This is a genomic window from Bradyrhizobium sp. WCU1, from assembly GCF_053474805.1.
Genome location: NZ_CM130280.1, coordinates 4,022,991 through 4,045,439 on the forward strand (window position 1 = coordinate 4,022,991; position 22,449 = coordinate 4,045,439).

At 65.2% G+C, this 22,449-nt stretch carries 23 protein-coding genes and 1 other RNA gene; 9 read left to right on the plus strand and 15 right to left on the minus strand.

The window, feature by feature from the left end:
* The first annotated feature begins 15 nt into the window (after positions 1-15).
* Positions 16-1,515 carry a phosphomannomutase/phosphoglucomutase gene (locus ACTUWL_RS18655; RefSeq protein ID WP_021079595.1) on the plus strand — a complete coding sequence of 500 codons (1,500 nt, stop codon included), beginning with the start codon at positions 16-18 and terminating at the stop codon, positions 1,513-1,515.
* A gap of 143 nt (positions 1,516-1,658) precedes the next feature.
* On the opposite strand, the gene ACTUWL_RS18660 is transcribed toward ACTUWL_RS18655, so the two are convergent.
* The 4 genes from ACTUWL_RS18660 to ACTUWL_RS18675 form a co-directional block, all read right to left on the minus strand.
* Positions 1,659-2,159, minus strand: coding sequence for an Lrp/AsnC family transcriptional regulator (locus tag ACTUWL_RS18660; RefSeq protein ID WP_021079594.1), 501 nt, complete (start codon positions 2,157-2,159; stop codon positions 1,659-1,661).
* Between the two features lie 76 nt (positions 2,160-2,235).
* Complete coding sequence (locus tag ACTUWL_RS18665) at positions 2,236-3,183, minus strand: sugar kinase (RefSeq protein ID WP_021079593.1); 948 nt, start codon at positions 3,181-3,183, stop codon at positions 2,236-2,238.
* Positions 3,184-3,262: 79 nt separating this feature from the next.
* Positions 3,263-4,213 carry an NAD(+) diphosphatase gene (nudC, locus tag ACTUWL_RS18670; RefSeq protein ID WP_021079592.1) on the minus strand — a complete coding sequence of 317 codons (951 nt, stop codon included), beginning with the start codon at positions 4,211-4,213 and terminating at the stop codon, positions 3,263-3,265.
* Between the two features lie 7 nt (positions 4,214-4,220).
* On the minus strand, positions 4,221-4,640 hold the full coding sequence (locus ACTUWL_RS18675) for an HIT domain-containing protein (protein WP_021079591.1): 420 nt from the start codon (positions 4,638-4,640) through the stop codon (positions 4,221-4,223).
* Positions 4,641-4,761: 121 nt separating this feature from the next.
* Between ACTUWL_RS18675 and ffs the strand changes: the two genes are divergently transcribed.
* The 5 genes from ffs (at position 4,762) to ACTUWL_RS18700 (ending at position 8,337) form a co-directional block, all read left to right on the plus strand.
* An RNA gene (gene ffs, locus ACTUWL_RS18680) (signal recognition particle sRNA small type) lies at positions 4,762-4,858 on the plus strand.
* A 110-nt stretch (positions 4,859-4,968) separates the two neighbouring features.
* On the plus strand, positions 4,969-6,813 hold the full coding sequence (locus ACTUWL_RS18685; protein ID WP_021079590.1) for a DNA polymerase III subunit gamma/tau: 1,845 nt from the start codon (positions 4,969-4,971) through the stop codon (positions 6,811-6,813).
* 21 nt (positions 6,814-6,834) lie between these two features.
* Positions 6,835-7,155, plus strand: a complete 321-nt coding sequence (locus ACTUWL_RS18690; protein ID WP_021079589.1) for a YbaB/EbfC family nucleoid-associated protein — start codon at positions 6,835-6,837, stop codon at positions 7,153-7,155.
* Positions 7,156-7,761: a recombination mediator RecR gene (gene recR, locus ACTUWL_RS18695; protein WP_021079588.1), complete on the plus strand. Its 606-nt coding sequence runs from the start codon at positions 7,156-7,158 to the stop codon at positions 7,759-7,761. It begins immediately after the preceding gene.
* A 147-nt stretch (positions 7,762-7,908) separates the two neighbouring features.
* Entirely contained in the window at positions 7,909-8,337 is a 429-nt protein-coding gene (locus ACTUWL_RS18700; RefSeq protein WP_021079587.1) for a hypothetical protein, read from the plus strand.
* Positions 8,338-8,530: 193 nt separating this feature from the next.
* Here ACTUWL_RS18700 and ACTUWL_RS18705 read toward each other — a convergent pair whose 3' ends face one another.
* The 3 genes from ACTUWL_RS18705 to ACTUWL_RS18715 all read right to left on the minus strand — a co-directional run bounded on the left by ACTUWL_RS18705 (position 8,531) and on the right by ACTUWL_RS18715 (position 11,735).
* Positions 8,531-9,907 carry an AmpG family muropeptide MFS transporter gene (locus ACTUWL_RS18705; RefSeq protein ID WP_021079586.1) on the minus strand — a complete coding sequence of 459 codons (1,377 nt, stop codon included), beginning with the start codon at positions 9,905-9,907 and terminating at the stop codon, positions 8,531-8,533.
* Positions 9,908-10,133: 226 nt separating this feature from the next.
* Positions 10,134-10,439: a GIY-YIG nuclease family protein gene (locus ACTUWL_RS18710; protein ID WP_021079585.1), complete on the minus strand. Its 306-nt coding sequence runs from the start codon at positions 10,437-10,439 to the stop codon at positions 10,134-10,136.
* A gap of 75 nt (positions 10,440-10,514) precedes the next feature.
* Complete coding sequence (locus ACTUWL_RS18715; RefSeq protein ID WP_021079584.1) at positions 10,515-11,735, minus strand: DNA recombination protein RmuC; 1,221 nt, start codon at positions 11,733-11,735, stop codon at positions 10,515-10,517.
* Positions 11,736-11,905: 170 nt separating this feature from the next.
* Here ACTUWL_RS18715 and def point away from each other — a divergent pair, with 170 nt between their 5' ends.
* Genes def through truA form a run of 3 tightly spaced genes read left to right on the plus strand, consistent with a single transcriptional unit; the run spans position 11,906 to position 14,139 of the window.
* Positions 11,906-12,433, plus strand: a complete 528-nt coding sequence (gene def / locus ACTUWL_RS18720) for a peptide deformylase (RefSeq protein ID WP_021079583.1) — start codon at positions 11,906-11,908, stop codon at positions 12,431-12,433.
* 33 nt (positions 12,434-12,466) lie between these two features.
* Entirely contained in the window at positions 12,467-13,402 is a 936-nt protein-coding gene (gene fmt, locus ACTUWL_RS18725; protein ID WP_021079582.1) for a methionyl-tRNA formyltransferase, read from the plus strand.
* Positions 13,402-14,139, plus strand: coding sequence for a tRNA pseudouridine(38-40) synthase TruA (truA, locus tag ACTUWL_RS18730; RefSeq protein ID WP_021079581.1), 738 nt, complete (start codon positions 13,402-13,404; stop codon positions 14,137-14,139). The genes fmt and truA overlap by 1 nt, the downstream gene beginning before the upstream one ends.
* Before the next feature lie 95 nt (positions 14,140-14,234).
* Here truA and dapE read toward each other — a convergent pair whose 3' ends face one another.
* From dapE to yidC, 8 genes are all read right to left on the minus strand, one after another.
* Complete coding sequence (gene dapE, locus ACTUWL_RS18735; RefSeq protein WP_021079580.1) at positions 14,235-15,389, minus strand: succinyl-diaminopimelate desuccinylase; 1,155 nt, start codon at positions 15,387-15,389, stop codon at positions 14,235-14,237.
* A gap of 118 nt (positions 15,390-15,507) precedes the next feature.
* Positions 15,508-16,353 carry a 2,3,4,5-tetrahydropyridine-2,6-dicarboxylate N-succinyltransferase gene (gene dapD / locus ACTUWL_RS18740; protein WP_021079579.1) on the minus strand — a complete coding sequence of 282 codons (846 nt, stop codon included), beginning with the start codon at positions 16,351-16,353 and terminating at the stop codon, positions 15,508-15,510.
* Positions 16,354-16,507: 154 nt separating this feature from the next.
* Positions 16,508-17,206, minus strand: coding sequence for a pyrimidine 5'-nucleotidase (locus tag ACTUWL_RS18745; protein WP_021079578.1), 699 nt, complete (start codon positions 17,204-17,206; stop codon positions 16,508-16,510).
* Positions 17,207-17,387: 181 nt separating this feature from the next.
* A complete protein-coding gene (locus tag ACTUWL_RS18750; RefSeq protein WP_035651769.1) occupies positions 17,388-18,374 on the minus strand; it encodes a DUF1036 domain-containing protein in 987 nt (328 codons plus the stop codon).
* A gap of 59 nt (positions 18,375-18,433) precedes the next feature.
* Positions 18,434-19,327: an acetylglutamate kinase gene (gene argB, locus ACTUWL_RS18755; RefSeq protein ID WP_021079576.1), complete on the minus strand. Its 894-nt coding sequence runs from the start codon at positions 19,325-19,327 to the stop codon at positions 18,434-18,436.
* Positions 19,328-19,438: 111 nt separating this feature from the next.
* A complete protein-coding gene (locus ACTUWL_RS18760; RefSeq protein WP_021079575.1) occupies positions 19,439-19,807 on the minus strand; it encodes a DUF423 domain-containing protein in 369 nt (122 codons plus the stop codon).
* Positions 19,804-20,457, minus strand: a complete 654-nt coding sequence (yihA, locus tag ACTUWL_RS18765; protein ID WP_021079574.1) for a ribosome biogenesis GTP-binding protein YihA/YsxC — start codon at positions 20,455-20,457, stop codon at positions 19,804-19,806. The genes ACTUWL_RS18760 and yihA overlap by 4 nt, the downstream gene beginning before the upstream one ends.
* A gap of 129 nt (positions 20,458-20,586) precedes the next feature.
* Entirely contained in the window at positions 20,587-22,446 is a 1,860-nt protein-coding gene (yidC, locus tag ACTUWL_RS18770) for a membrane protein insertase YidC (protein ID WP_021079573.1), read from the minus strand.
* Positions 22,447-22,449 lie beyond the last annotated feature (3 nt).

The following is a 22,449-nucleotide window of genomic DNA, read 5'->3' on the forward strand; positions in this document are numbered from 1 at the left end:
ACGAGGCTATCTCTGATGTTTCCGAAGCCGAAATCCGCGCTGGTCCCGAACACCTATGCCTTTGAATCCGAGCCGATGGTGAAGCCGACCGGGTTTCGCGAATACGACGCGCGCTGGCTGTTCAACAAGGAGATCAATTTGATGGGCGTGCAGGCGCTGGGCATGGGGCTCGGCGCGCTGATTGCGGAGCTCGGCGTCAGCCAGGAGATCGTCACCGGTCACGATTTCCGCGGCTATTCCGCCTCGATCAAATACGCATTGATCTCGGGCCTGATGGCGGCCGGCTGCAAGGTGCACGACATCGGGCTGGCGGTGACGCCGATGGCGTATTTCGCGCAGTTCGATCTCGACGTGCCCTGCGTCGCGATGGTCACCGCTTCGCACAACGACAATGGCTGGACCGGCGTCAAGATGGGTGCCAACCGTCCGCTCACCTTCGGCCCCGACGAGATGACGCGGCTGAAGCAGATCGTGCTCAATGCTGAGTTCAACAACAAGGCCGGCGGCTCCTACCAGTTTCACGAGAACTATCCGGCGCGCTACATCGCCGACCTCACCAGCCGGCCGAAGCTGAAGCGCAAGCTGAAGGTCGTCGCCGCCTGCGGCAACGGCACCGCGGGCGCATTCGCGCCGCAGGTGCTGGAGGTGATCGGCTGCGAGGTGATTCCGCTCGACACCGAGCTCGATCACACCTTCCCGAAATACAATCCGAATCCGGAAGACATGGAGATGCTGCATGCGATCCGCGATGCGGTGCTTCTGCACAAGGCCGATGTCGGGCTCGGCTTCGACGGCGACGGCGACCGCTGCGGCGTGGTCGACAACACCGGCGAGGAGATCTTCGCCGACAAGGTCGGCGTCATGCTGGCGCGCGACATGTCGGCGATCAACGCCAACGCACAGTTCGTCGTCGACGTGAAGTCGACCGGGCTGTTCGTCACCGATCCGGTGCTCTCGAGGCAGGGCGCCAACACGGTCTACTGGAAGACCGGGCATTCCTACATGAAGCGCCGCACCAACGAGCTCGGCGCGCTCGCCGGCTTCGAGAAGTCCGGTCACTTCTTCTTCAACAAGCCGTTCGGCCGCGGCTATGACGACGGCCTGGTGTCGGCGATCGCGATCTGCGAGATGCTCGATCGCGCCCCCGGCAAGTCGATGGCCGATCTGAAGGACGCGCTGCCGAAGACCTGGTCATCGCCGACGATGTCGCCGCATTGCGCCGACGAGGCGAAGTATGGCGTGGTCGATGCCGTGGTGAAGCACTTCGAGGCGCTGCAGCAGAACGGCGCGCTGGTCGCGGGGCAGGCGATCCGCGATCTCGTCACCGTCAACGGAGTCCGCGTCACGGTCTCCGACGGCAGCTGGGGCCTGGTGCGGGCATCCTCGAACAAGCCGGAGCTCGTGGTCGTGGTGGAAAGCCCGGTCAGCGAGCAGCGTATGCGCGACATGTTCGAGGCGATGGATTCGGTGCTGCGCACGCATCCCGAGGTCGGCGCGTACAATCAGAAGATTTGATTTTGTTGCCGCAGGCACGGTGTCATCACCCGCGCAGGCGCAGGCGGGTGATCCAGTATTCCAGAGACGGCAATGATTGAGCCGAGACGTCGCGGCGTACTGGATCGCCCGCCTGCGCGGGCGATGACAGTTGAGGGCGCCGCTTACGCCGCGGGCACCGGCAGCGCCGTCACCGACTTGATCTTCTCCATCGCGAAGCGCGAGGTGACGTTCTTCAGCGGCACGGCCGAGATCAGCTTCTTGTAGAACACGTCATAGGCCTGCATGTCGGCGACCACGACGCGCAGCATGTAGTCGACGTCGCCGGCCATCCGGTAGAACTCCATCACCTCGGGCATGGCGCTGACGGCGTCGGCGAATTTGCGCAGCCAGGCTTCGGAGTGGTCGGCGCTCTCGACCGAGACGAACACCGAGATCCCGAGCCCGATCTTGTTCTGGTCGACCAGCGCCACGCGGCGCAGGATCACGCCGTCGGCCTCGAGCCGCTGGATGCGCTTCCAGCACGGCGTCGACGACAGCCCGACCCGGTCGCCGATCTCGGCGACCGAGAGCGAGGCATCCTCTTGGAGCACCGTCAGGATCTTGCGATCGATGGCGTCGAGGCGGCGGTTATTGTCATGAAGCTGAATAGCGAGTTCGGACATAGAAGAAAGTTCCATATGAAGGATCAAACTCCCTCATATAGAGAAAAATCTTCTCGCGCAAGCGGTTCCTGACCGGTCAGGCCGGCCGGGCGTCGACGTGTTCGCCCAAAAACGCTTCAACTTCAGTACGTTGCGGTGCGGCATAAGCGCCGCCGAAGCGGGTGCATTTTAATGCTGCGGCCGCGGACGCAAAGCGCAGCGCCTGCCGCAATTCCTGCTTCTCGGTAATGGCGAGGGCAAATGCGCCGTGGAAGACGTCGCCGGCCCCGAGCGTGTCGACGGTATGGACCGGGAAGGCCGGGCTCTCCTCGAGCTCGCCCTGCTCGTTGAGAAAGATCGTGCCCTTCGGGCCGCGGGTGCCCGCGAGGAACGAGCGGGTGAGCTTGGCGAGCTTGTGCAGCGCCTGGCCGTCATCGGTGACGTCGGCGGTCTGCTGCAGCGGCTCGCTGGAGAACACCAGGTGCGAGGAGGCGGTCAGCAGCCCTTCCCGCATCGACATCGCGCGGTCGACGTCGACCACGACGGGAATGCCGCGCTTGACGGCCTCGGCGCACAGCTCGGTGCAGAACGGCGCGCAGCGGCTCTCGGTCAGGATCGCCGCGCAATCCTCCAGCAGCAGGTCGGTCGGCGGCAGCTTGACCTTCCAGAGTTCGGGATCGCGGAAGGTGACGATGGTGCGCTCGCCGGTGTCGTCGATCATGATTGCCGAGATCGGCGTCACCAGATCAGGCATGTGGATGAGATGGTTGGTCTCGATGCCTTCCTGCGCCAGCTTGTCGAAGATGTAGCGGCTCGAGGTCTCCCGCGAATCGCCCATCGGCCCGCAGATCGAGGCGCGGCCGCCCAGCCGGACGATGCCGATCGCGGCGTTCAGCGCGTTGCCGCCGCAGATCTCGTCGAAATGCGTCGCATTCTCCTTGGAGCCGCGCGCCGGAACGTTGACGCGGAAGGTCAGGTCGCGCACCGGCAGGCCGATGCAGAGGATGCGGGGCGGGACTTTCGGGGCGCCGTCTTGAAAATTCATGCAGGGATCCGTCGCAATGGTTCCGTCGACTTACACAATCTTTGTCCAGTCTAATCGGCAGAACGATGTCCGGTTCCCGCTATTGGTCGAGCGGGTTTCGGTGGTGCACCCAGCGGCCGAGCAAATGATGGGCAATCGCGAACGGATGCGGGCCGGCGAGGCCGTCGGGATGCTGGCGCTTGAGCATCAGCGTCGCCTCCGCATGGTCGAACCAGCGCGCATCTTCGAGTTCGGTGCGGTCGACCACGATGTCCTCGTTGGTCGCACGCGCAGTGCAGCCGATCATCAGCGATGACGGATAGGGCCAGGGCTGCGTCATGTAGTAGTTGACGTCGGTGCAGCGGATGCCGCTTTCCTCGAAAATCTCGCGCCGTACCGCATCCTCGATGGTCTCGGCGGCCTCGACGAAGCCGGCGAGGCAGGAATACATGCCGGGCATGAACTGCTTCTGGCGGCCGAGCAGCACCTTGTCGCCTGACGTCACCAGCATGATCACGACCGGATCGGTGCGCGGGAAATGCTCGGCCTTGCAGCTCGGGCATTCGCGCTTCCAGCCGCCTTCCCGCATCGCCGTGCGGGTGCCGCAGTTCGGACAGAAGCCGTGGCGCTGGTGCCAGGTGACCATCGATTTCGCCATCGCGATCGCCGACAGCTGCTCCGGCGGCACCACGCCCTGCATCGCCATGCCGCGCAATTCGGTGATCGCAACATCGCTGCGTCCGACCAGCTTCTCGGCCGCCTGCGGCGCGATCCCCATGCCGAAGATCGGCGCCGCATCGCGCAAGCCCAGGAAGATCGTGCCGGGATTGGCACCGTAGCTCCGCGCCTCGTCCAGCGAGAGCAGCGCGCGGGCGCCGCCATCTTCCTGCTTCACCACCAGCGAGTCGCGATAGATCACATAGGCGCGCGCCTCGCGATGACCCTCCAGCGCGAACAGCTTCTCGTCGTTGCTGCGCAGATGCGCGGCACGGTCGAGCACATGGGTGACGAAGGCCGGCTGGCCGAGCGGAAATGAATCGGATGCGGACATTGAATTTTCAACCCAACCAGATCTTGCGGCGAAGCGCGCTGATGAAATTCTGCACTTCCTCGGCGTCATGCGCCAGCGGCGGCATCACGCCCCAGACGGGACGCGGCCATGCAGCGTCGCTGGTGCGGCGCGCGATGACATGGACGTGAAGCTGCGGGACGAGGTTGCCGAGCGCCGCGACATTCAGCTTGTCGCATTTGGTGATCTCTTTCAGGGCCCGCGAGACCCGGGTGATCTCGGTCATCAGCTGCGCCTGCTCGACCTCGTCGAGGTCGATGATCTCGACCGCATTGTCGCGCCGCGGCACCAGCAGCAGCCAGGGATAATGCGCATCCTTGATGACGAGCACCTTGCACAGCGGCAGGTCGCCGACGTCGATGGTGTCTTTTTTGAGCTGCGAATGCAGCGACCAGTTGGAGGCGGGCATGGGAGGCAAATAATGCCTTTCCGTGTTCCCAGACAAGCCCCACAAAGCCAGCCTCAGCCAGCCCCACAAAGCCGGGTCAGGCCGCTTGCTTTCCGGCGCTTTTGGCCCCAAATAGGGACCGGGAGATTGGCGGTGGACGAGCCACTCGCCAACCGGGTCAGGTCCGGAAGGAAGCAGCCCTAACGAGGTCCGGATCGGGTCGCTCGTCAGTCTCCTACCTGTTTTTTCCGAGCGAATCGCGCTGGAATGGCGGTCTCCGCGCCCGGCGCTCGATTTCGGCTCCTGTCCGCACGCCGGCTGAAGAGACACCCAAGTTGCGGATCGACGCATGAACGGCGCTGGCGACCCCTCCCGACCGTCCGACGGTGCGAACCAGAGCGGTTTCGATCTCGGCGGGCTGCCTGAGGCGGCCAACAAGCCCTACCGCGTTCTCGCCCGCAAATACCGCCCCTCCAGCTTCGAGGACCTGATCGGCCAGGAGGCCATGGTCCGCACCGTCTCGAACGCGTTCGAGACCGGGCGAATTCCGCAGGCCTGGATCCTCACCGGCGTCCGCGGGGTCGGCAAGACCACCACCGCCCGCATCCTCGCCCGCGCCCTGAACTACGAGAAGCCCGACGGCTCGGTGAAGGGGCCGACCATCCACATGCCGGACCTCGGCGTGCACTGCCAGGCGATCATGGAAAGCCGGCACATGGACGTGCTGGAGATGGACGCTGCGTCCCACACCGGCGTCGACGATGTCCGCCAGATCAATGACAGCGTGCGCTATGCGCCGGCGAGCGCGCGCTACAAGGTCTACATCATCGACGAAGTCCACATGCTGTCGACGGCGGCCTTCAACGCCTTCCTGAAGACGCTGGAGGAGCCGCCGGAGCACGCCAAGTTCGTGTTCGCCACCACCGAGATCCGCAAGGTTCCGATCACGGTGCTGTCGCGCTGCCAGCGCTTCGACCTGCGCCGCGTCGAGGCCGACGTGCTGATGAAGCATCTCGGCAATATCGCCACCAAGGAAGGCGTCGAGGTCGAGCCCGAGGCGCTCGGCATCATCGCGCGCGCGGCCGAAGGTTCGGTGCGCGATTCGTTGTCGCTGTTCGACCAGGCGATCGCGCATGCCGCCGGCCATGTGAAGGCCGACGCGGTCCGGCAGATGCTCGGCCTTGCCGACCGCACCCGCGTGATCGACCTGTTCGATTCGCTGGCGCGCGGCGATATCGCCGCTGCCTTCGCCGAATTTCGCGCCCAGTATGATGTCGGCGCCGATCCGGTGGTGGTGCTGTCCGATCTCGCCGAGTTCGTCAATTTCGTCACCCGCGTGAAATTCGTGCCGGGGACCGCCGACAACGTCGCATTCGGCGAGACCGAGCGGGTGCGGGGGCGCGGATTCGCCGCGAAGCTGTCGACGCGTGTGCTGTCGCGGATGTGGCAGATGCTGCTCAAGGGCATCGCCGAGGTGCAGACCGCGACGCGGCCGGCGGCTGCTGCCGAGATGGTGCTGGTGCGGATCGCCTATGTCGCCGACCTGCCGACACCGGATGAAGTGATCCGGATGATCGAGCAGAATGGCGCCGGCGCGGCGCCCGCGACGTCAGGTTCCGCCGCATCATCGCCGTCACGCGGCGCACCGGCTTCGGCGATATCGGCCATGCCGTCGGCGTCGATGCGTGCACCGCAGGCCGGCCCGCGGGCCGATCTTGCCGCGCGTCCGCAGATGGCCTCACCGGTCACCGACGCCGCGCCGGTGCTGCGGATCACGAGCTTTCCGCAACTGATCGCGCTCGCCGGCGAGAAGCGCGATATCATGACCAAGAGCGCGCTGGAGGCCGATGTGCGGCTGGTGCGCATCGAGGATGGCCAGCTCGAGATCGGACTCGAGCCGAAGGCGCAGCGCACGCTCATCACCGATCTGCCGCGCAAGCTCGAACTGTGGACCGGGCGGCGCTGGACCGTGATCATTTCCAACGAGGCCGGCCAGCCCACGGTGCGTTCGCAGAACGAATTGGCGCGCAGCGAGCATCAGCGCGCGGCCGAGGCCGATCCGCGCGTGCAGGAGGTGCTGGCGCGCTTTCCGGGCACCAAGGTGATCGAGGTCCGCCGCCTTGCCGCCGAGGTTCCGGTGGCGGATGTATCAGGCGAAGACCCGATTGAAACTTCTGACAGCGACGACGATTGATCCGATCATAGGAACGCACGCATGGCTGATTTTCTCGGCATGATGAAGCAGGCAGCGCAGCTGCAATCCAAGATGCAGGAGATGCAGGAGCAACTCGGCAATGTCGAGGTGGAGGGCATTTCCGGCGGCGGTCTGGTCGCGGTGCGCATGACCGCGAAGATGGAAGTGAAGGGCGTCAAGATCGATCCGTCGCTGATGAAGCCGGAGGAGCGCGAGGTGCTCGAGGATCTCCTGGTCACGGCGCATGGCGATGCCCGCCGCAAGGCCGAGGCGGCGATGCAGGAGAAGATGATGGCGCTCACCGGTGGGCTCGGCCTGCCGCCGGGATTTGGTCCGACCTAAATGGCCGCAAGCGTCGCCGGCCCCGAGATTGAACGCCTGATCCAGTTGCTGGCGCGGCTGCCGGGCTTGGGTCCGCGTTCGGCGCGGCGCGCGGCGCTGCATCTGATCAAGAAGCGCGAAGCGCTGATGACGCCGCTGACCGCGGCGTTGCAGGTCGCGATCGACAAGATCCAGGTCTGCAAGACCTGCGGAAACATCGATACACAAAACCCCTGCACGGTGTGCACCGATCCGCGCCGCGATCCCTCGATCATCGTCGTGGTCGCCGATGTCGCCGATCTCTGGGCGCTGGAACGCGCCAATGCGACCAATGGCCGCTATCATGTGCTCGGTGCAACGTTGTCGCCGCTCGACGGCGTCGGCCCGCAGGATCTCACCATCGACCAGCTGGTGGCGCGCGCCCACGCGCCTGAGGTGACCGAGATCATTCTGGCGCTGAATGCCACCGTCGATGGCCAGACCACCGCGCATTACATCACCGACCTGTTGTCGGAGGCCAATGTGCGGGTGACGCGGCTGGCGCATGGCGTGCCTGTTGGCGGCGAGCTTGATTACCTCGATGAAGGTACGCTATCCGCAGCCATGCGGCAGCGGACGCTGTTTTAAGCAACCGGTCCAGGGCCGGACCCGGCCGATTTTGCCAAGCGATCCGTCACAAGTCGAAAAGATCGCGCTGAAACAAAATGATAGGGTGGATGACGATTCGAGGATGGTCATCCACGCTCTGACGAATCAAATACGGAACACCTGAAAATGACGACACACCGATTCGGCGCACGGTTCGGCTTTGCATTTTTGACGGCGACCTTGGTCGCGCCGTGTGCGATCGCGCAGCAGAGCGATGCGCCGCAGAAGCCCGGCAAGATGATCCATGCCGGCGACGTGCTGTCGGGGGAACTCGGCGTCATGAAGGTGCGCGACGCCAAGAATCGCGGCAAGCGCGTCGCGACCTACCAGATCACCAGCGAGCCGCGCCGCCTGCCGCCGCCGAACGGCCTGTGCAATCTCGAAACCGGGCCGGAAACCTTCCAGCTGATTCCGACCAACGATGCCCAGGCCGCGCAGCTCAAGAGCCTTTCCGGCAAGGCCATCTCGGTGAAGGTCGACGAGGTCACCTGCGCCAAGGACGCCGGCGAGATGAGCGAAGCCATCGTCACCAAGTGGAGCGTGGTGGCGAAGTAAATCTCATCGAATCGAGAACCATCCGCATCATCGTCCTGGCGAAAGCCAGGACCCATTACCCCAACTGTCGGTTATTGCGCGACGCTGCGGCCAGAATCCCTGTCACGACCAGGTGCGGTGGTTATAGGTCCTGGCTTTCGCCAGGACGACGCGGGGAGAGTTCGGGCGCCTGCTCGGGCCGACGGCAGTTGGGCTAAACCCGCACCGGCCCCAGCTCATCAAAATGCCCGCGCCGCTGCAGCCAGGCTAGCAGGATCAGGCTCGGGATCGCGACCAGCACGCAGATCACGAAGAACATCTGCCAGCCGACCGCCTTGGCGACATAGCCCGCGCCCGATGACAGATAGGTGCGGCCGACCGCCGCGAGCGCGGTCAGCAGCGCGTACTGGGTCGCGGTGTGCAGCGGATTGCGGCACAGCGCCGACAGATAGGCGACGAAGATCACGGTGCCGATCGCGCTGGTGAAATTCTCCGCGGTGATCGCGAGCGCCAGCGCCCATTGATCGACGCCGACATGCGCCAGCCAGGAGAACGACAGGTTGGCGATCGCCTGCAGCACGCCGCCGATCCAGAGGCTCGTTGCGAGCGAATAGCGCCGCGCCACGAAGCCGCCGGCGAAACCGCCGATCAGGGTTGCGGCAAGACCAACGCCCTTCACGATCGCCGCGTAATCGACCTTGGAAAAGCCGATGTCGATCACGAACGGCGCGGTCATGGTGCCCGAGAACGCGTCGGTGAATTTGAACAGCACCACGAAGGCGAGCGCTGCGAAGGCATCCTTGCGGCTGAGGAACTCGGAGAACGCGCCGAGCGCCGCGTGCAGCACGCGCTCGGCGGCGTTCTGCGCGTGCGTTGCGGCCTCCGCGCCCTTCGATTGGGCGGGCTCGGTCGCGGCAAGCGCGGTGACGATGCCGATCACGACCAGCGCGGCCATCACCACATAGCCCCACATCCACGCGGACGGGCGCGCGAGCCCTGCGGATTCGAATCCGCTGACGATGAACAGCGCGCCGGCGGTCGAGACCAGCATGCCGACGCGATAGGCCGCGACATAGGACGCCATGCCGGCGGCCTGCTCGCTCTCGGGCAGGCTTTCGACGCGGAAGGCATCGACCACGATGTCCTGCGTCGACGACGCGGTCGCGACCAACAGCGCGGCGAAGGCCGCGAACCATGGCGAGCGCGCCGGGTCGGCCACCGCCAGCACCAGGATCGTCGCCATCAGCACCAGCTGCGAGAGCAGCAGCCAGCCGCGGCGGCGCCCGAAAACTTGCGTGAACAGCGGCACATGCAGCGCATCGACCAGCGGCGCCCAGAGGAATTTCAGCGTGTAGGGCGTGCCGATCAGCGCCAGCAGCCCGATGGTGCCGAGATCGACCCCGGCCTCCTTCATCCACACCTGCAATGTCGAGCCCGACAGCGCCAGCGGCAGCCCCGAGGAGAAGCCGAGCAGCAGCACGATCAGCACCCGCGGCTGCAGGTACACCGCGAAGCTGTCGCGCCAGGAGGTGACGGCGGGCTTTGGCTCAGGCGTCGCGGGCGTGTCTGACGTCGCTTCAGGGGCTGTCATGAATGAGGTGTTACCAGATTCGGCCACAAAAAGACTGTCATCGCCGGGCTTCACGTAGACGTACGCGCACCCAACTTCCGCCTCTGGGATACTGGATCGCCCGATCAAGTCGGGCGATGACAGCAATTATGCGGCGCGATCCGCGGTCATCGATGAGTTGATCCCTGTTCGCCTCAAAAACACTGTCATCGCCCGGCTCGACCGGGCGATCCAGTATTCCAGAGGCCTATCCGCCGCCGCCCGCAATCTCCGGATAAAGATCAATCCAGTCCGGATTGTCCTTCTCAATTAGGGCAATCTTCCATGCGCGCGGCCATTTCTTCAGCCGCTTCTCGCGCTTGATCGCGTTCTCGGGATCATCGAACTGCTCGAAATAGACGAGTTTCACGACGTCGTATTTTTCGGTGAAGCTTTCGATGAGTTTGATCTTGTGCTCACCGACGCGACGAATGAGGTCATTTGTCACGCCGATGTAGAGCGTGCCGCCGATGTGGCTGGCGAGGATGTAGACGTAGAAGCTGCGTGCGCCCATCTACGGCCTCTGGGATACTGGATCGCCCAATCAAGTCGGGCGATGACACCGGCTATGAGGTGACATCAGCAACGATCACTCCCCCGCCTGCAGCTTGCGCGGGGCGGGGAACAGGTCGGTGGCCGCGGGCTTGACGAAGCGCGGCACTTCGATCGGGGTCTCGGACTTGCTGAAGTCGAGTTCCTCGATACGGCCGGCGCGCTTCTCGATCTTGTCGGCGGAGATCAGGATCTGCCTGACGTCCTCGTTCACCTGGCCGAAATGGGTCTGCAGCTTGAGCACGCGATCGCGCAGACGGCCGAGATCATCACCAAGGTGCATCACCTCGTTGCGGATCTGGTCGGCGGCGTCGCGGATGCGGGCATCCTTCAGGATCTGCTGCATCACCTGGATCGCCAGCATCAGCAGCGAGGGCGACACCAGCACCACGCGGGCGCGATAAGCCTTCTGGATCACGTCGTCGAAACCGTCATGGATTTCGGCATAGACCGATTCCGAGGGCACGAACATGAGCGCGGTGTCCTGGGTCTCGCCCGGAATCAGATATTTCTCGGCGATGTCGCTGACGTGCTTGAGTACGTCAGTGCGCAATCGCTGGCTGGCGAATTTGCGCTCCTCGTCGCTGCGCGCATCGTGCAGCGCGGTCATCGCTTCCAGCGGAAATTTCGCGTCGATGCAAAGCGGGCGCTGGTCGGGCAGGAACACGACGCAGTCCGGCCGCTTGCCCGATGTCAGCGTGTACTGGAACTCGAATGAGCCCTTCGGCATGCCGTCCTGGACGATCGCCTCCATCCGCGCCTGGCCGAACGCGCCGCGCGACTGCTTGTTGGCGAGCACGTCGCGCAGGGTCGTCACCTGGGTGGTGAGCTCGTTGAGGTTCTTGTGCGCATGGTCGATGATGCCGAGCCGCTCGTGCAGCACGCGCAACGAATCCATCGTGTTGCGGGTCGATTGTTCCATCGACTGGCCGACCCGGTGGGTTACCGAGTCGAGCCGCTCGTTGACCGCGCGGGCCATCTCGGCCTGCCGGCCGGCTAGCGCCTGCGCGAAGGCATCAACCTTGGCGTCGACCCGTCCGGAGGATTCGCTCTGCGCCCGCAGCATCTCGGCGAGCCGCTCCTCCAGCTCGTCGGCGCGAATGGCCTGGGCCATCGCGAGTTCCGCGCCGCGCCGGCTGCCGCGCGCGATCACCATTGCGATGGCGAACAGCAGGATCAGCGCCAGCACGCCAAGCCCGATCAACGCGTCGGAGACGCGGACCGGAAGGTCGCCGATCATGAGGAGAATCTCGTTCATGCCGGTCCTTGTAGCCGATTCGCGGTCGGACGCGAACGAAGAGGGAACGCTTATGGTTAATGCTTCCCTGATTTTCTTGGTTAATGCAGCGTGAAGAAACGTGGTTAAGGCTGCCTTAACAGGCTCCTCAGCGCATTGACCGCATCAGGCCCGCAGCTTAAATCGCCGCCATGGCTTTAAGAGAAATCATCATCCTGCCGGACAAGCAGTTGCGGCTGGTGTCGAAACCGATCGAGAAGGTGACGCCGGATATCCGCAAGCTCGCCGACGACATGCTCGAGACCATGTATGACGCGCCCGGCATCGGGCTGGCGGCGATCCAGGTCGCGCAGCCGCTGCGGCTGATCACCATGGATCTCGCCAAGCGCGACGAGAACGGCGAGACCTCGCCGCAGCCGCGGGTGTTCATCAATCCGGAGATCATCTCGCATTCGGAGGAGCTGTCGGTCTACGAAGAGGGCTGCCTGTCGATCCCCGAATATTACGAGGAGGTCGAGCGCCCGGCGCGGGTGCGCCTGCGCTTCACCGATCTCGACGGCAAGCTGCACGAGGAGGATGCCGAGGGGCTCTACGCCACCTGCATCCAGCACGAGATCGACCATCTCAACGGCGTGCTGTTCGTAGACTACCTGTCGAAGCTGAAGCGCGACCGCGTGTTCAAGAAATTCGAGAAGGCCGCCAAGCGCGCGGCGGAGTAGGCGCGCCCTCCGACGCCGGAAGAATCTGATCGCATGCCTCTCCGCCTGATTTTCATGGGCACGCCCGATTTCGCGGTGCCGACGCTGCTGGAGCTGGTGGCCCATGGCCATGAGGTCGTGGCCGTCTACACCCGCGCGCCGAAACCGGGCGGGCGGCGCGGCCTGCAGCTGCAGCCGACGCCGGTCGAGCAGGAGGCGCGCCGCCTCGGCATTCCGGTACTCACGCCGAAGACGCTCCGGACGGACGAAGCGCTCGAGGCGTTTCGCGCCCAAGATGCGGATGCCGCCGTTGTCGTCGCCTACGGCATGATCCTGCCGCAGGCCATCCTCGATGCGCCCAGGCTCGGCTGCTTCAACCTGCACGCCTCGCTGCTGCCGCGCTGGCGCGGCGCCGCGCCGATCAATCGCGCCATCATGGCGGGTGATGCCGAGAGCGGCGTGATGGTGATGAAGATGGATGTCGGGCTCGACACCGGCGACGTCGCGATGGCCGAGCGGCTGCCGATCACGGACAGCATGACGGCATCAGACCTGCACGATGCGTTGGCGCCGCTCGGCGCCGACCTGATGGTGCGGGCGATGGGCGGCCTCGAGCGCGGCGGCTTGCAACTCACCAGGCAGAGCGAGGACGGCGTCACCTATGCCGCCAAGATCGAGAAGGCCGAGGCGCGGATCGACTGGACGCAGCCGGCGCACGCGGTGCTGCGGCACATTCACGGGCTGTCGCCGTTCCCCGGCGCCTGGTGCGAACTCGGCGGCGAGGGCGAGCCGGTGCGGCTGAAGATCCTGCGCTGCGAGCTGGCGAAAGGTTCGGGCCAACCGGGCGATATGCTCGACGATCAGCTTGCGATCGCCTGCGGCGATGGCGCGGTGCGGATTCTCGAATTGCAGCGCGCCGGCAAGGGGCCGATGAAGGCGGCGGACTTCCTGCGCGGCACGCCGCTGAAGCCGCCCGCGCGGCTCGGCTGATGCCCCGCTACAAGCTCACCATCGAATATGACGGCACGCCGTTCTCCGGCTGGCAGATCCAGGACACCGCGCCGACCGTGCAGGGCGCGCTGGAGGCGGCGGTCAAGGCGATCTGCGGCGAGGACGTCCGCGTCCACGGCGCCGGGCGTACCGACGCCGGCGTGCATGCGCGCGGCCAGGTCGCGCATTGCGACATCGCCAAACATTTTCCGCCGGGCCGTTTCCGCGACGGGCTGAACGCGCATCTGCGGCCCAATCCGATTGCCGTGCACGCGGCCGATATCGTGCCCGACGATTTCGAGGCGCGGTTCTCCGCGATCAAGCGGCATTATCTCTATCGCATCACCAACACCCGCGCGAACCTCGCGCTCGACATCGGCCGGGTCTGGCGCGTGCCACGCGCGCTCGATGCCGAGGCGATGCACGAGGCCGCGCAGCGCCTGCTCGGCAAGCATGATTTCACCACCTTCCGCGACACCGAGTGCCAGGCCAAGTCGCCGGAGAAGACGCTCGATCAGCTCGACGTCACCCGCGACGGCGCTGCCATCAACATCGTGACCTCGGCGCGCTCGTTCCTGCACAGCCAGGTGCGCTCGATGGTCGGATCATTGGTCTGGGTCGGCGAGGGCCGCTGGAGCGCGGACGATCTGTTCGCCGCACTCGTCGCCCGCAACCGCGCCGCCTGCGGCCCCGTCGCGCCGCCGGACGGGCTCTATTTGATGCGGGTGGATTACTAGGCAGACTGTATCTGGTATGGGCGGATTACCCGCGACCCCAATCCCTACTGTGCATGGGGTTGTTTTCGATGTTTGTGTCCAGCCGAGCGGCCGGATCAAGCAAAATACCGCTCCAGCACGCCCCGATAGATCTGCGTCAGCTTCTCCAGATCAGCCACCGGCGTGCGCTCGTCGATCTGGTGCATGGTCTGGCCGACCAGGCCGAATTCGATCACCGGGCAGTAGCTCGAGATGAAGCGCGCGTCCGAGGTGCCGCCCGAGGTCGAGAGCTCCGGCCTGCGGCCGGTGGCCTCCTCGATCGCGGCAACCGCGAGGTCGGTGAACGGTCCGGGCTGGGTGACGAACACGTTCGAGTTCGACGGCTGCCAGTCGATATGCGCGCGGATGCGGTTGCCGCAGGCCTTCGCCAGCCGTTCGTCGACCAGCTGCCGGAGGCTCTCCTGCGTATGGTTGTCGTTGTAGCGGATGTTGAACTTGGCGCGCGCTTGGCCGGGGATCACGTTGCTCGCGGTGTTGCCGACGTCGACGGTGGTGAATTCGAGGTTGCTGGCCTGGAATTGCGCGCTGCCGTGATCGAGCGGCTCGTCGCCCAGCGCCACGATCAGCCTGGAGATGTCGGGCACCGGGTTCGAGGCGCGGTGCGGATAGGCGACGTGGCCCTGCACGCCGTCGACCACCAGCGTGCCGGATTGCGAGCCGCGCCGGCCGATCTTGATCATGTCGCCGAGCACCTCGACATTCGAGGGCTCGCCGAGCACGCAATGGTCGAACTTCTCGCCGCGCTCGGCGCACCATTTCAGCAGCTTGACCGTGCCGTTGATCGAGACGTCTTCCTCGTCGCCGGTGATCAGGAAGGAGATCGATCCTTTTGGCTTGCCGCCATGGTCGTTCAGATACTGCAGCACCGCGGCGACGCTGCAGGCGATGCCGCCCTTCATGTCAACGGCGCCGCGGCCGTAGAGATAGCCGTCCTTGACCTCGCCGGAGAACGCGCCGAGCGTCCACGCCGCTTCGTCGCCGGGCGGCACCACGTCGGTGTGGCCGGCAAAGGTGATATGCGGCGCCGAAGAGCCGATGCGGGCATAGAGGTTGTCGATATCGGCGGTGCCGGGTTCGGAGAACGTCACGCGGTGGACGTCGAAGCCGGCCGCCTTCAGCAGGTTTTCGAGCACACCGAGCGCGCCGGCGTCGGCCGGGGTGACGGACGGGCAGCGAACCAGATCGCGGGTAATCGAGACGGCATCAATCATGTGTCCCGCTTAACACGTCACACCGCGGGTGGACCAGCTTTGTGCGGCACGATATCGAGCTCGCTCTGCTGATCCCAGCCCTGCGTGGAGCGCGACCCGCCGCCGTGGCCGCCGCCTGTCAGTCCCGCAGCAGCTCGTTGATGCTGGTCTTGGCGCGGGTGCGCTCGTCGACGCGCTTGACGATCACGGCGCAGGCCGTGGCAGGTCCCGGCTGGCCGTTCTTCAGCGGCTTGGCCGGCAGCGTGCCGGGCACCACGACGGCGTATTCCGGGACCTCGCCGACGAAGATCTCGCCGGTCTCGCGGTCGACGATCTTGGTCGAGGCGCCGAGGAACACGCCCATCGACAGCACCGCGCCCTTGCGCACGATCACGCCCTCGGCGACTTCCGAGCGGGCGCCGATGAAGCAATCGTCCTCGACGATCACGGGCTCGGCCTGCAGCGGCTCGAGCACGCCGCCGATGCCGACGCCGCCGGAGATGTGCACGCGCTTGCCGATCTGGGCGCAGGAGCCGACCGTCGACCAGGTGTCGATCATGGTGGCCTCATCGACATAGGCGCCGAGATTGACGAAGGAGGGCATCAGCACGACGTTCCTGGCGATGAAGGCCGAGCGGCGCACGATCGCGCCCGGCACGGCGCGGAAGCCGGCGTCGCGGAAACGGTTCTCGCCCCAGCCCTCGAACTTCGAGGGCACCTTGTCCCACCACGAGGCCTTGCCCGGGCCGCCCGCGATCTGGCCCATGTCGTTGAGGCGGAACGAGAGCAGCACGGCCTTCTTCAGCCACTGATTGACCTTCCACTTGCCGCTGGCCTCGCGCTCGGCGACGCGGGCCTCGCCCTTGTCGAGCAGCTCCAGCGCGTGGTCGACGGCCTCGCGGACCTCGCCCTTGGTCGACGTCGAAATGCCTTCGCGGGCATCGAACGCGGTGTTGACGGTGGTTTCGAGGGCTGACAGCGACATCGGGCGATCCTTGGGCGTATCGGGGATATGGCGGGAATTTTGCAGAGCTTTTTCGGAATTTGAGGCTGCGGAGTCAAGGCAAACCCGGCGGTCCTTTTGGCGAGCGATTGCTCTGCTCCGTCGTCCCGGCCTTCGCCGGGACGACGTGGAGAGATCAGCGTTTTCCGCTCAACCGCTGCAGGAACCCGGTGAGATCATCCGTGACATGGTCGACATGAGCGGCGTCGCGCCCCTCCAGCTCCCAGGTCTCGCGCACCACCTCCTGGCTGCCGTCGGGCACGACCAGCACGGTGGTCATGCCGAGCTCATGCGGCACCACCAGATTGCGCGCGAGGTCCTCGAACATCGCGGCCTTGGCCGGATCGACGTCGTGCAGCCTGAGGAACTTCTGGTAGGTCTGCGGCGCCGGTTTCGGCTCGAGATCGGCGGCGATGATGTCGAACACGCCGTCGAAATGATGGCCGATGCCGAGCCGGCCGAGCACCGCGTCGACATGGTCGACCGAACCGTTGGTCAGGATCAGCTTGCGCCCCGGCAGTTTTGCGATCGCGGCGCCCATCGCCGGGTTCGGCTCAAGCGGCGAGTGGTCGATCTTGTGCACATAGGCGAGATAGTCGTCGGCCTGCACGCCGTGCTCGGTCATCATTCCGCGCATCGTGGTGCCGTAGCGCAGGTAATAGTCCTTCTGCAGCCGCCGTGCTTCTTCGGGCGAGATCTTCAGCCAATTGCCGACAAACTCGCCGATCCGCGCATCGACCTGCTGCCACAGATTGACGTGATGCGGGTACAGCGTGTTGTCGAGGTCGAACACCCAGGTCTCGACATGGCCGAAGTTGCGCGGAGTTTTAGTCATGGCTTTTTCAACGCGTCGTCCCGGCGCAGGCCGGGACCCATACGCCGCGGCGGCAATTGGGGCCGTGGTGCGCGTTGCCTTTCGTTGTGGGGTTGTCGCCAGTGAACAACATGTGGCGCGGTGGTTATGGGTCCCGGCCTGCGCCGGGACGACATCGATATTTGTAGCGCCAGCGTCTTCATCACGGCACCGCAAAGCGCAGCGTCTTGCCGCCGCTGGTCATGTCGACGGTGGTGAAGCCGAGCGCGGTGAGGCCGCGGCTGGCGCAGTCGCCCTGCTCATTGACCTCGAACTTGCTGTCGCGGGTGCAGAGCTGCACCGCGCCGCCCCAGTTCAACGGCTTGTCCTTGATCTTGATGGTGCGGTTGTCGCCATCGACCGCTTCGGCGAAGGAATAGATCTGCTTCGGCGTGCCCGACACGTCGGGATGCAGGCATTTGCCGGGGTCGACGCGATACCAGCCGCGGCTGGTCACCGCCTTGCCGTCGTCGGTCGCGACCGCGGCCATCACCTTGTACTGAGTATCGTTGCACCAGGTCAGCCCTGACGCCGACGGCTTCTGCACGGCATCGACCATGGTGGTGAAGAAGTTCGGCGACTGCACGATGTCGCTGGCGAGCCCGCGGCTCTTGAGGAAGGCCGACAGCGCGCTCTGCGTCTTCGGTCCGTCGACGCCGTCGATCGGCGCCGCATCGTAGCCCGCGATCACCAAGAGGCGCTGGATGCCGGCGAGCCGCGCCTGCTCGTCGTCATATTCGCTGTCCTCGGCGAGGTAGGCGACGAGATTGCCATCGTCGGTCTGCGTCGGCGTGATCTGGGTGAATTGCGCTTGTGTCTGGCCGGAGCGGCATTGCCGCGCGGCGGCGATCACGAAATTGTCCTGCGCGACGCAGAGCGTGTCGGTGCCGTTCTGCGGGATCGGCGAGGCGCCGTAGACGCCGAGCGCGCGGGCATTGAGCAGCACGCGGTCGGCGGTCAGCGCTCCCTGCACCACGACCCGGCAGGTCGCGGGATCGATGCGGAACCAGCCGCGTGTCGCGGTTGCGGCCTTGTCGTCGATGCCGATCGCGGCCTCGATCACATAGCTCATGCGGTTGCAGAGCTTGAGGTCGGCATGCGCCGGCGCCGCCGAGAACAGGAACGACACCAGCGCGGCCGGCAGCGACATTGCGAGCCGCGCCGCCGGCGAGCGGCGAGGGAGCCTCGCCGTGTGTCCCGCGTCTGCCATTACTTATGGATCAGCGTGCCGGTGCCCTGGTTGGTGAAGAGCTCGAGCAGCACCGCGTGCTGGGTCTTGCCGTCGATGATCACGACGCCTTGCACGCCCTGTTCGAGCGCGTAGATGCAGGTCTCGACCTTCGGGATCATGCCGCCGGAAATCGTGCCGTCGGCGATCAGCTTGCGGGCTTCCTTGATCGACAGGTCCGGAATCAGCTTCTTGGACTTGTCGAGCACGCCGGGCACGTCGGTCAGCAGCAGCAGGCGCTTGGCCTTCAGCGCGCCCGCGATCGCGCCGGCAAAGGTGTCGGCGTTGATGTTCAGCGTCTGGCCGTCCTTCGACGTCGCCAGCGGCGCCAGCACAGGAATCAGCTCGTAACCGATCAGCTGGTTGAGCAGCGTGAGGTCGACCTTCTCGGGATCGCCGACGAAGCCGAGATCGACCGCCTTCTCGATATGGGAGTCGGGATCGACCATGGTACGCGTCGTCTTCGACGCCTTGACCATGTTGCCGTCCTTGCCGGAGAGGCCCACGGCCCTGCCGCCGGCCTCGTTGATGTAGCCGACGATCTGCTTGTTGACCGAGCCCGCCAGCACCATCTCGACGATCTCGATGGTTGCGGCGTCGGTGATGCGCAGACCCGCGGCGAATTCCGACTGGATGCCGAGGCGCTTCAGCATGGTCGCGATCTGCGGTCCGCCGCCATGCACCACCACCGGATTGATCGCAGTCTGCTCGAGCAGCACGATGTCGCGCGCGAATGCCTTGGCGGTGTCCTCGGCGCCCATGGCGTGGCCGCCATATTTGATGACGATGGTTTCCTCGTCATACTCCTGCATGTGCGGGAGCGCCTCGGACAGGATGCGGGCCTGATCGAGCGGGCTGATGTGCTGGTCGGTCATGGGGCTGGTCTCATCGTCAGCGGAGGGACGGCCGCGGTTCTATCTGATTGCCGGGCAGGGCGCAAAGCGGGGATAGCAATTCGTAGCCGGTTGGAGCCAACGGGCTATGGGTCATCGCCTCGGCCACATGGCCGAAACCGCCAGCGCCACCCAGCTCAGAATCAGCAATGTTCCGCCGGCCGGCGCGGCCATCGGAAACAGTCCGTGGCCGGCATACTGGCGCAGCACCAGGTCGCCCGCGAACAATGACGCCGCGATGACGAAGCCGGACGCCGCCGCGATTCCGAGCTTGGCGTGAACGATTGCACGGTCCGCGACCGCAATGGTCGCGATGGCGGCGGGCGCATGGAACAGCAGCATCGAGGACGCTGCCGCCAGCCGCGTGGCATCAGGCAAATGAGCCGCGGCCGCTGCCAGCATGACGCCGCAGGCGCCCATCACGGCGGCACAGACGATCAGGAGGCGGGGCGCGCCGCTCATCGGAGCCGTTCCTCGATCAGGCGCACCATCGCCGCGCGCAGCTCCGGCATACCATCGCCGGTGCGCGACGAGGTCACCAGCACCTCGGGGAACGCGGCGGGATGCTTTGCCAGCGTCGCTGACGTATCGGCGATCGTGGTCTTCAGTTCGCCGACCTTGACCTGGTCGGCCTTGGTCAGCACGACCTGATAGCTGACCGCGGACTTGTCCAGCGTCTTCAGCACGTCGAGATCGACGTCCTTGATGCCGTGGCGCGCGTCGATCAGCACGTAGACCCGCGCCAGCGTCGCGCGCCCGAGCAGGAATTTGTGGATCAGCGCCGTCCATGACGCCACCTTGGTCTTCGGCGCCGAGGCGTAGCCGTAGCCCGGCATGTCGACCAGGCGGAAGTTCGCGTTCTCCGGGCCCTCGAAGAAGATCAGTTCCTGGGTGCGGCCCGGCGTATGCGAGGTACGCGCGAGCGCGCTGCGGCCGGTCAGCGCGTTGATCAGGCTCGATTTGCCGACATTGGAGCGGCCGGCAAAGGCGACCTCGAGGCCGGCCATCGGCGGCAGCGTCTCGATCGAGGGCGAGGCCCAGATGAAGCGCCAGTCGCCGGCGAACAGTTTTCGGCCCTGTTCGATCAGCTCCGCATCGGGTTCGGTGGTCATCGAAGGGTCCACTTCGTCTTGGCCGGAGCAGATCCGACCGTTCAGGTCAACGTCTTGCCACCCTCCAATACGTGGATGCCCGGCACAAGGCCGGGCATGACGCATTGATCAAGCGAGGTGGCCGGGAAGCTATGTCGGCTTCTTGGCGAACGTCGATTTCAGATTGTCGAACAACTCCACCTTCACGCCGTTCTTGCGCATGATGAAGCTCTGCTGCAGCACCGAGAGCGTGTTGTTCCAGGCCCAGTAGATCACGAGACCCGCCGGGAAGCCGGCCAGCATGAAGGTGAAGATCAGCGGCATCCAGTCGAAGATGATCTTCTGGGTCGGATCCGGCGGCGCCGGATTGAGCTTCATCTGCACCCACATCGTGATGCCCATGATGATCGGCCAGATGCCCATCACCAGGTACGAGCCGAAATGCGGTCCGAGCAGCGCGATCGGATCGAACGGGATCAGGCCGAACAGCGTGAACAGGTTGGTCGGATCCGGCGCCGAGAGGTCCTTGATCCAGCCGAAGAACGGCGCGTGCCGCATCTCGATGGTGATGAACAGCACCTTGTAGAGCGAGAAGAACACCGGGATCTGCAAGGCGACGGGAAGACAACCGGCGATCGGGTTGATCTTCTCCTTCTTGTAGATCTCCATCATCTCCTGCTGCTGCTTCACGCGGTCGTCGGGATAGCGTTCCTTCAGCGCCTGCAGCTGCGGCTGCACCGACTTCATCTTCGCCATCGAGGCGTAGGACTTGTTGGCGAGCGGGAAGAACAAGAGCTTCACGATCACGGTCACCAGGAGGATCGCGATGCCGAAATTGCCGACCAGGCGATAGAACCAGTCGAGCGCCAGGAACATCGGCTTGGTGATGAAGTAGAAGTGGCCCCAGTCGATCAGGAGGTCGAAATGGTTGAGGCCGAGCTGCTTGTTGTAGCCGCCGAAGCCGACCAGCGGGAAGTTGAGGCCGACGGTCGCGGCCTCCTTCGCGCCGGCAAACAGCCGCGCGTTGGCGACGCCGGAGCCGCCGATCGGAATGGTCTGCGCGCCGAGCATGTAGTCGACCCGGTAGCGCTTGTCGCCGTTCGTGAAGCGCGCTTTCTCCAAGGTCGCATTGGTCTCGGGCAGCAGCGCGGTCGCCCAGTATTTGTCGGTGATACCGAGCCAGGCGTCGGTCACGTTCTGGAAGATAACGCCACGCGAGTCCGGACCCGTGGGGGTCTTGCTGTCGTCGATGTTCTTGTAAGTGTATTCCTGCAGGCCCTGTTCGCCGAGATAGCCGATCAGGCCTTCGTGCAGGATCGCGTAGCCGGACACCGGCGGCTTGCCGCCGCGCGAGATCAGCGCAAACGGATACAGCGTCACCGGCGTGCTGCCTTGATTGGTGACCTCATCCTTGATGCTGAAGAGGTAGCGATCGTCGATCGAGATGGTGCGGCGGAAGGTCAGGCCCTGGCCGTTCTCATACTTCAGCACCACCGGGGTGCTCGGCGACAGGCTGTTCGACCCCTCCTGCTGCCAGACGGTTTCGGAATCCGGCGTCTTCACCGACGAGCCGGTGGGCGTTAGCCACAGGAACTCGGCATAGTAAGGCTCGGCGGTGCCCGACGGCGACAGCAGCACGATAGCCGGCGATTTGGGGTCGACCGTCTCGCGGAAATGGACCAGCGCCAGATCGTCGATCCGGGCGCCCTTCAGCGCAATGCTGCCGATCACGCGCGGGGTCTCGATCTTGATGCGCGGACCGGCTGCGAGCACGGTTTCACGGCTTGCCACCGGAGCGTCAACCGCAGGCGTGCCCGGCGTCGCCGGGGGGGCAGTCGAGGTCCCAGGTGCAGCGCCCGGGGTCGCCTGCGGCGTCGGCTTCAGCAACTCGGCCTGGCGCTGCACCTCGCGCTGCTTCTCCATCTGCGGCATGTTGTAGAAATATTGCCAGGCGATCAGGACGAGGCCGGACAGAATGACGGCAAGGATCGTGTTGCGGTTGTCGGACATCTC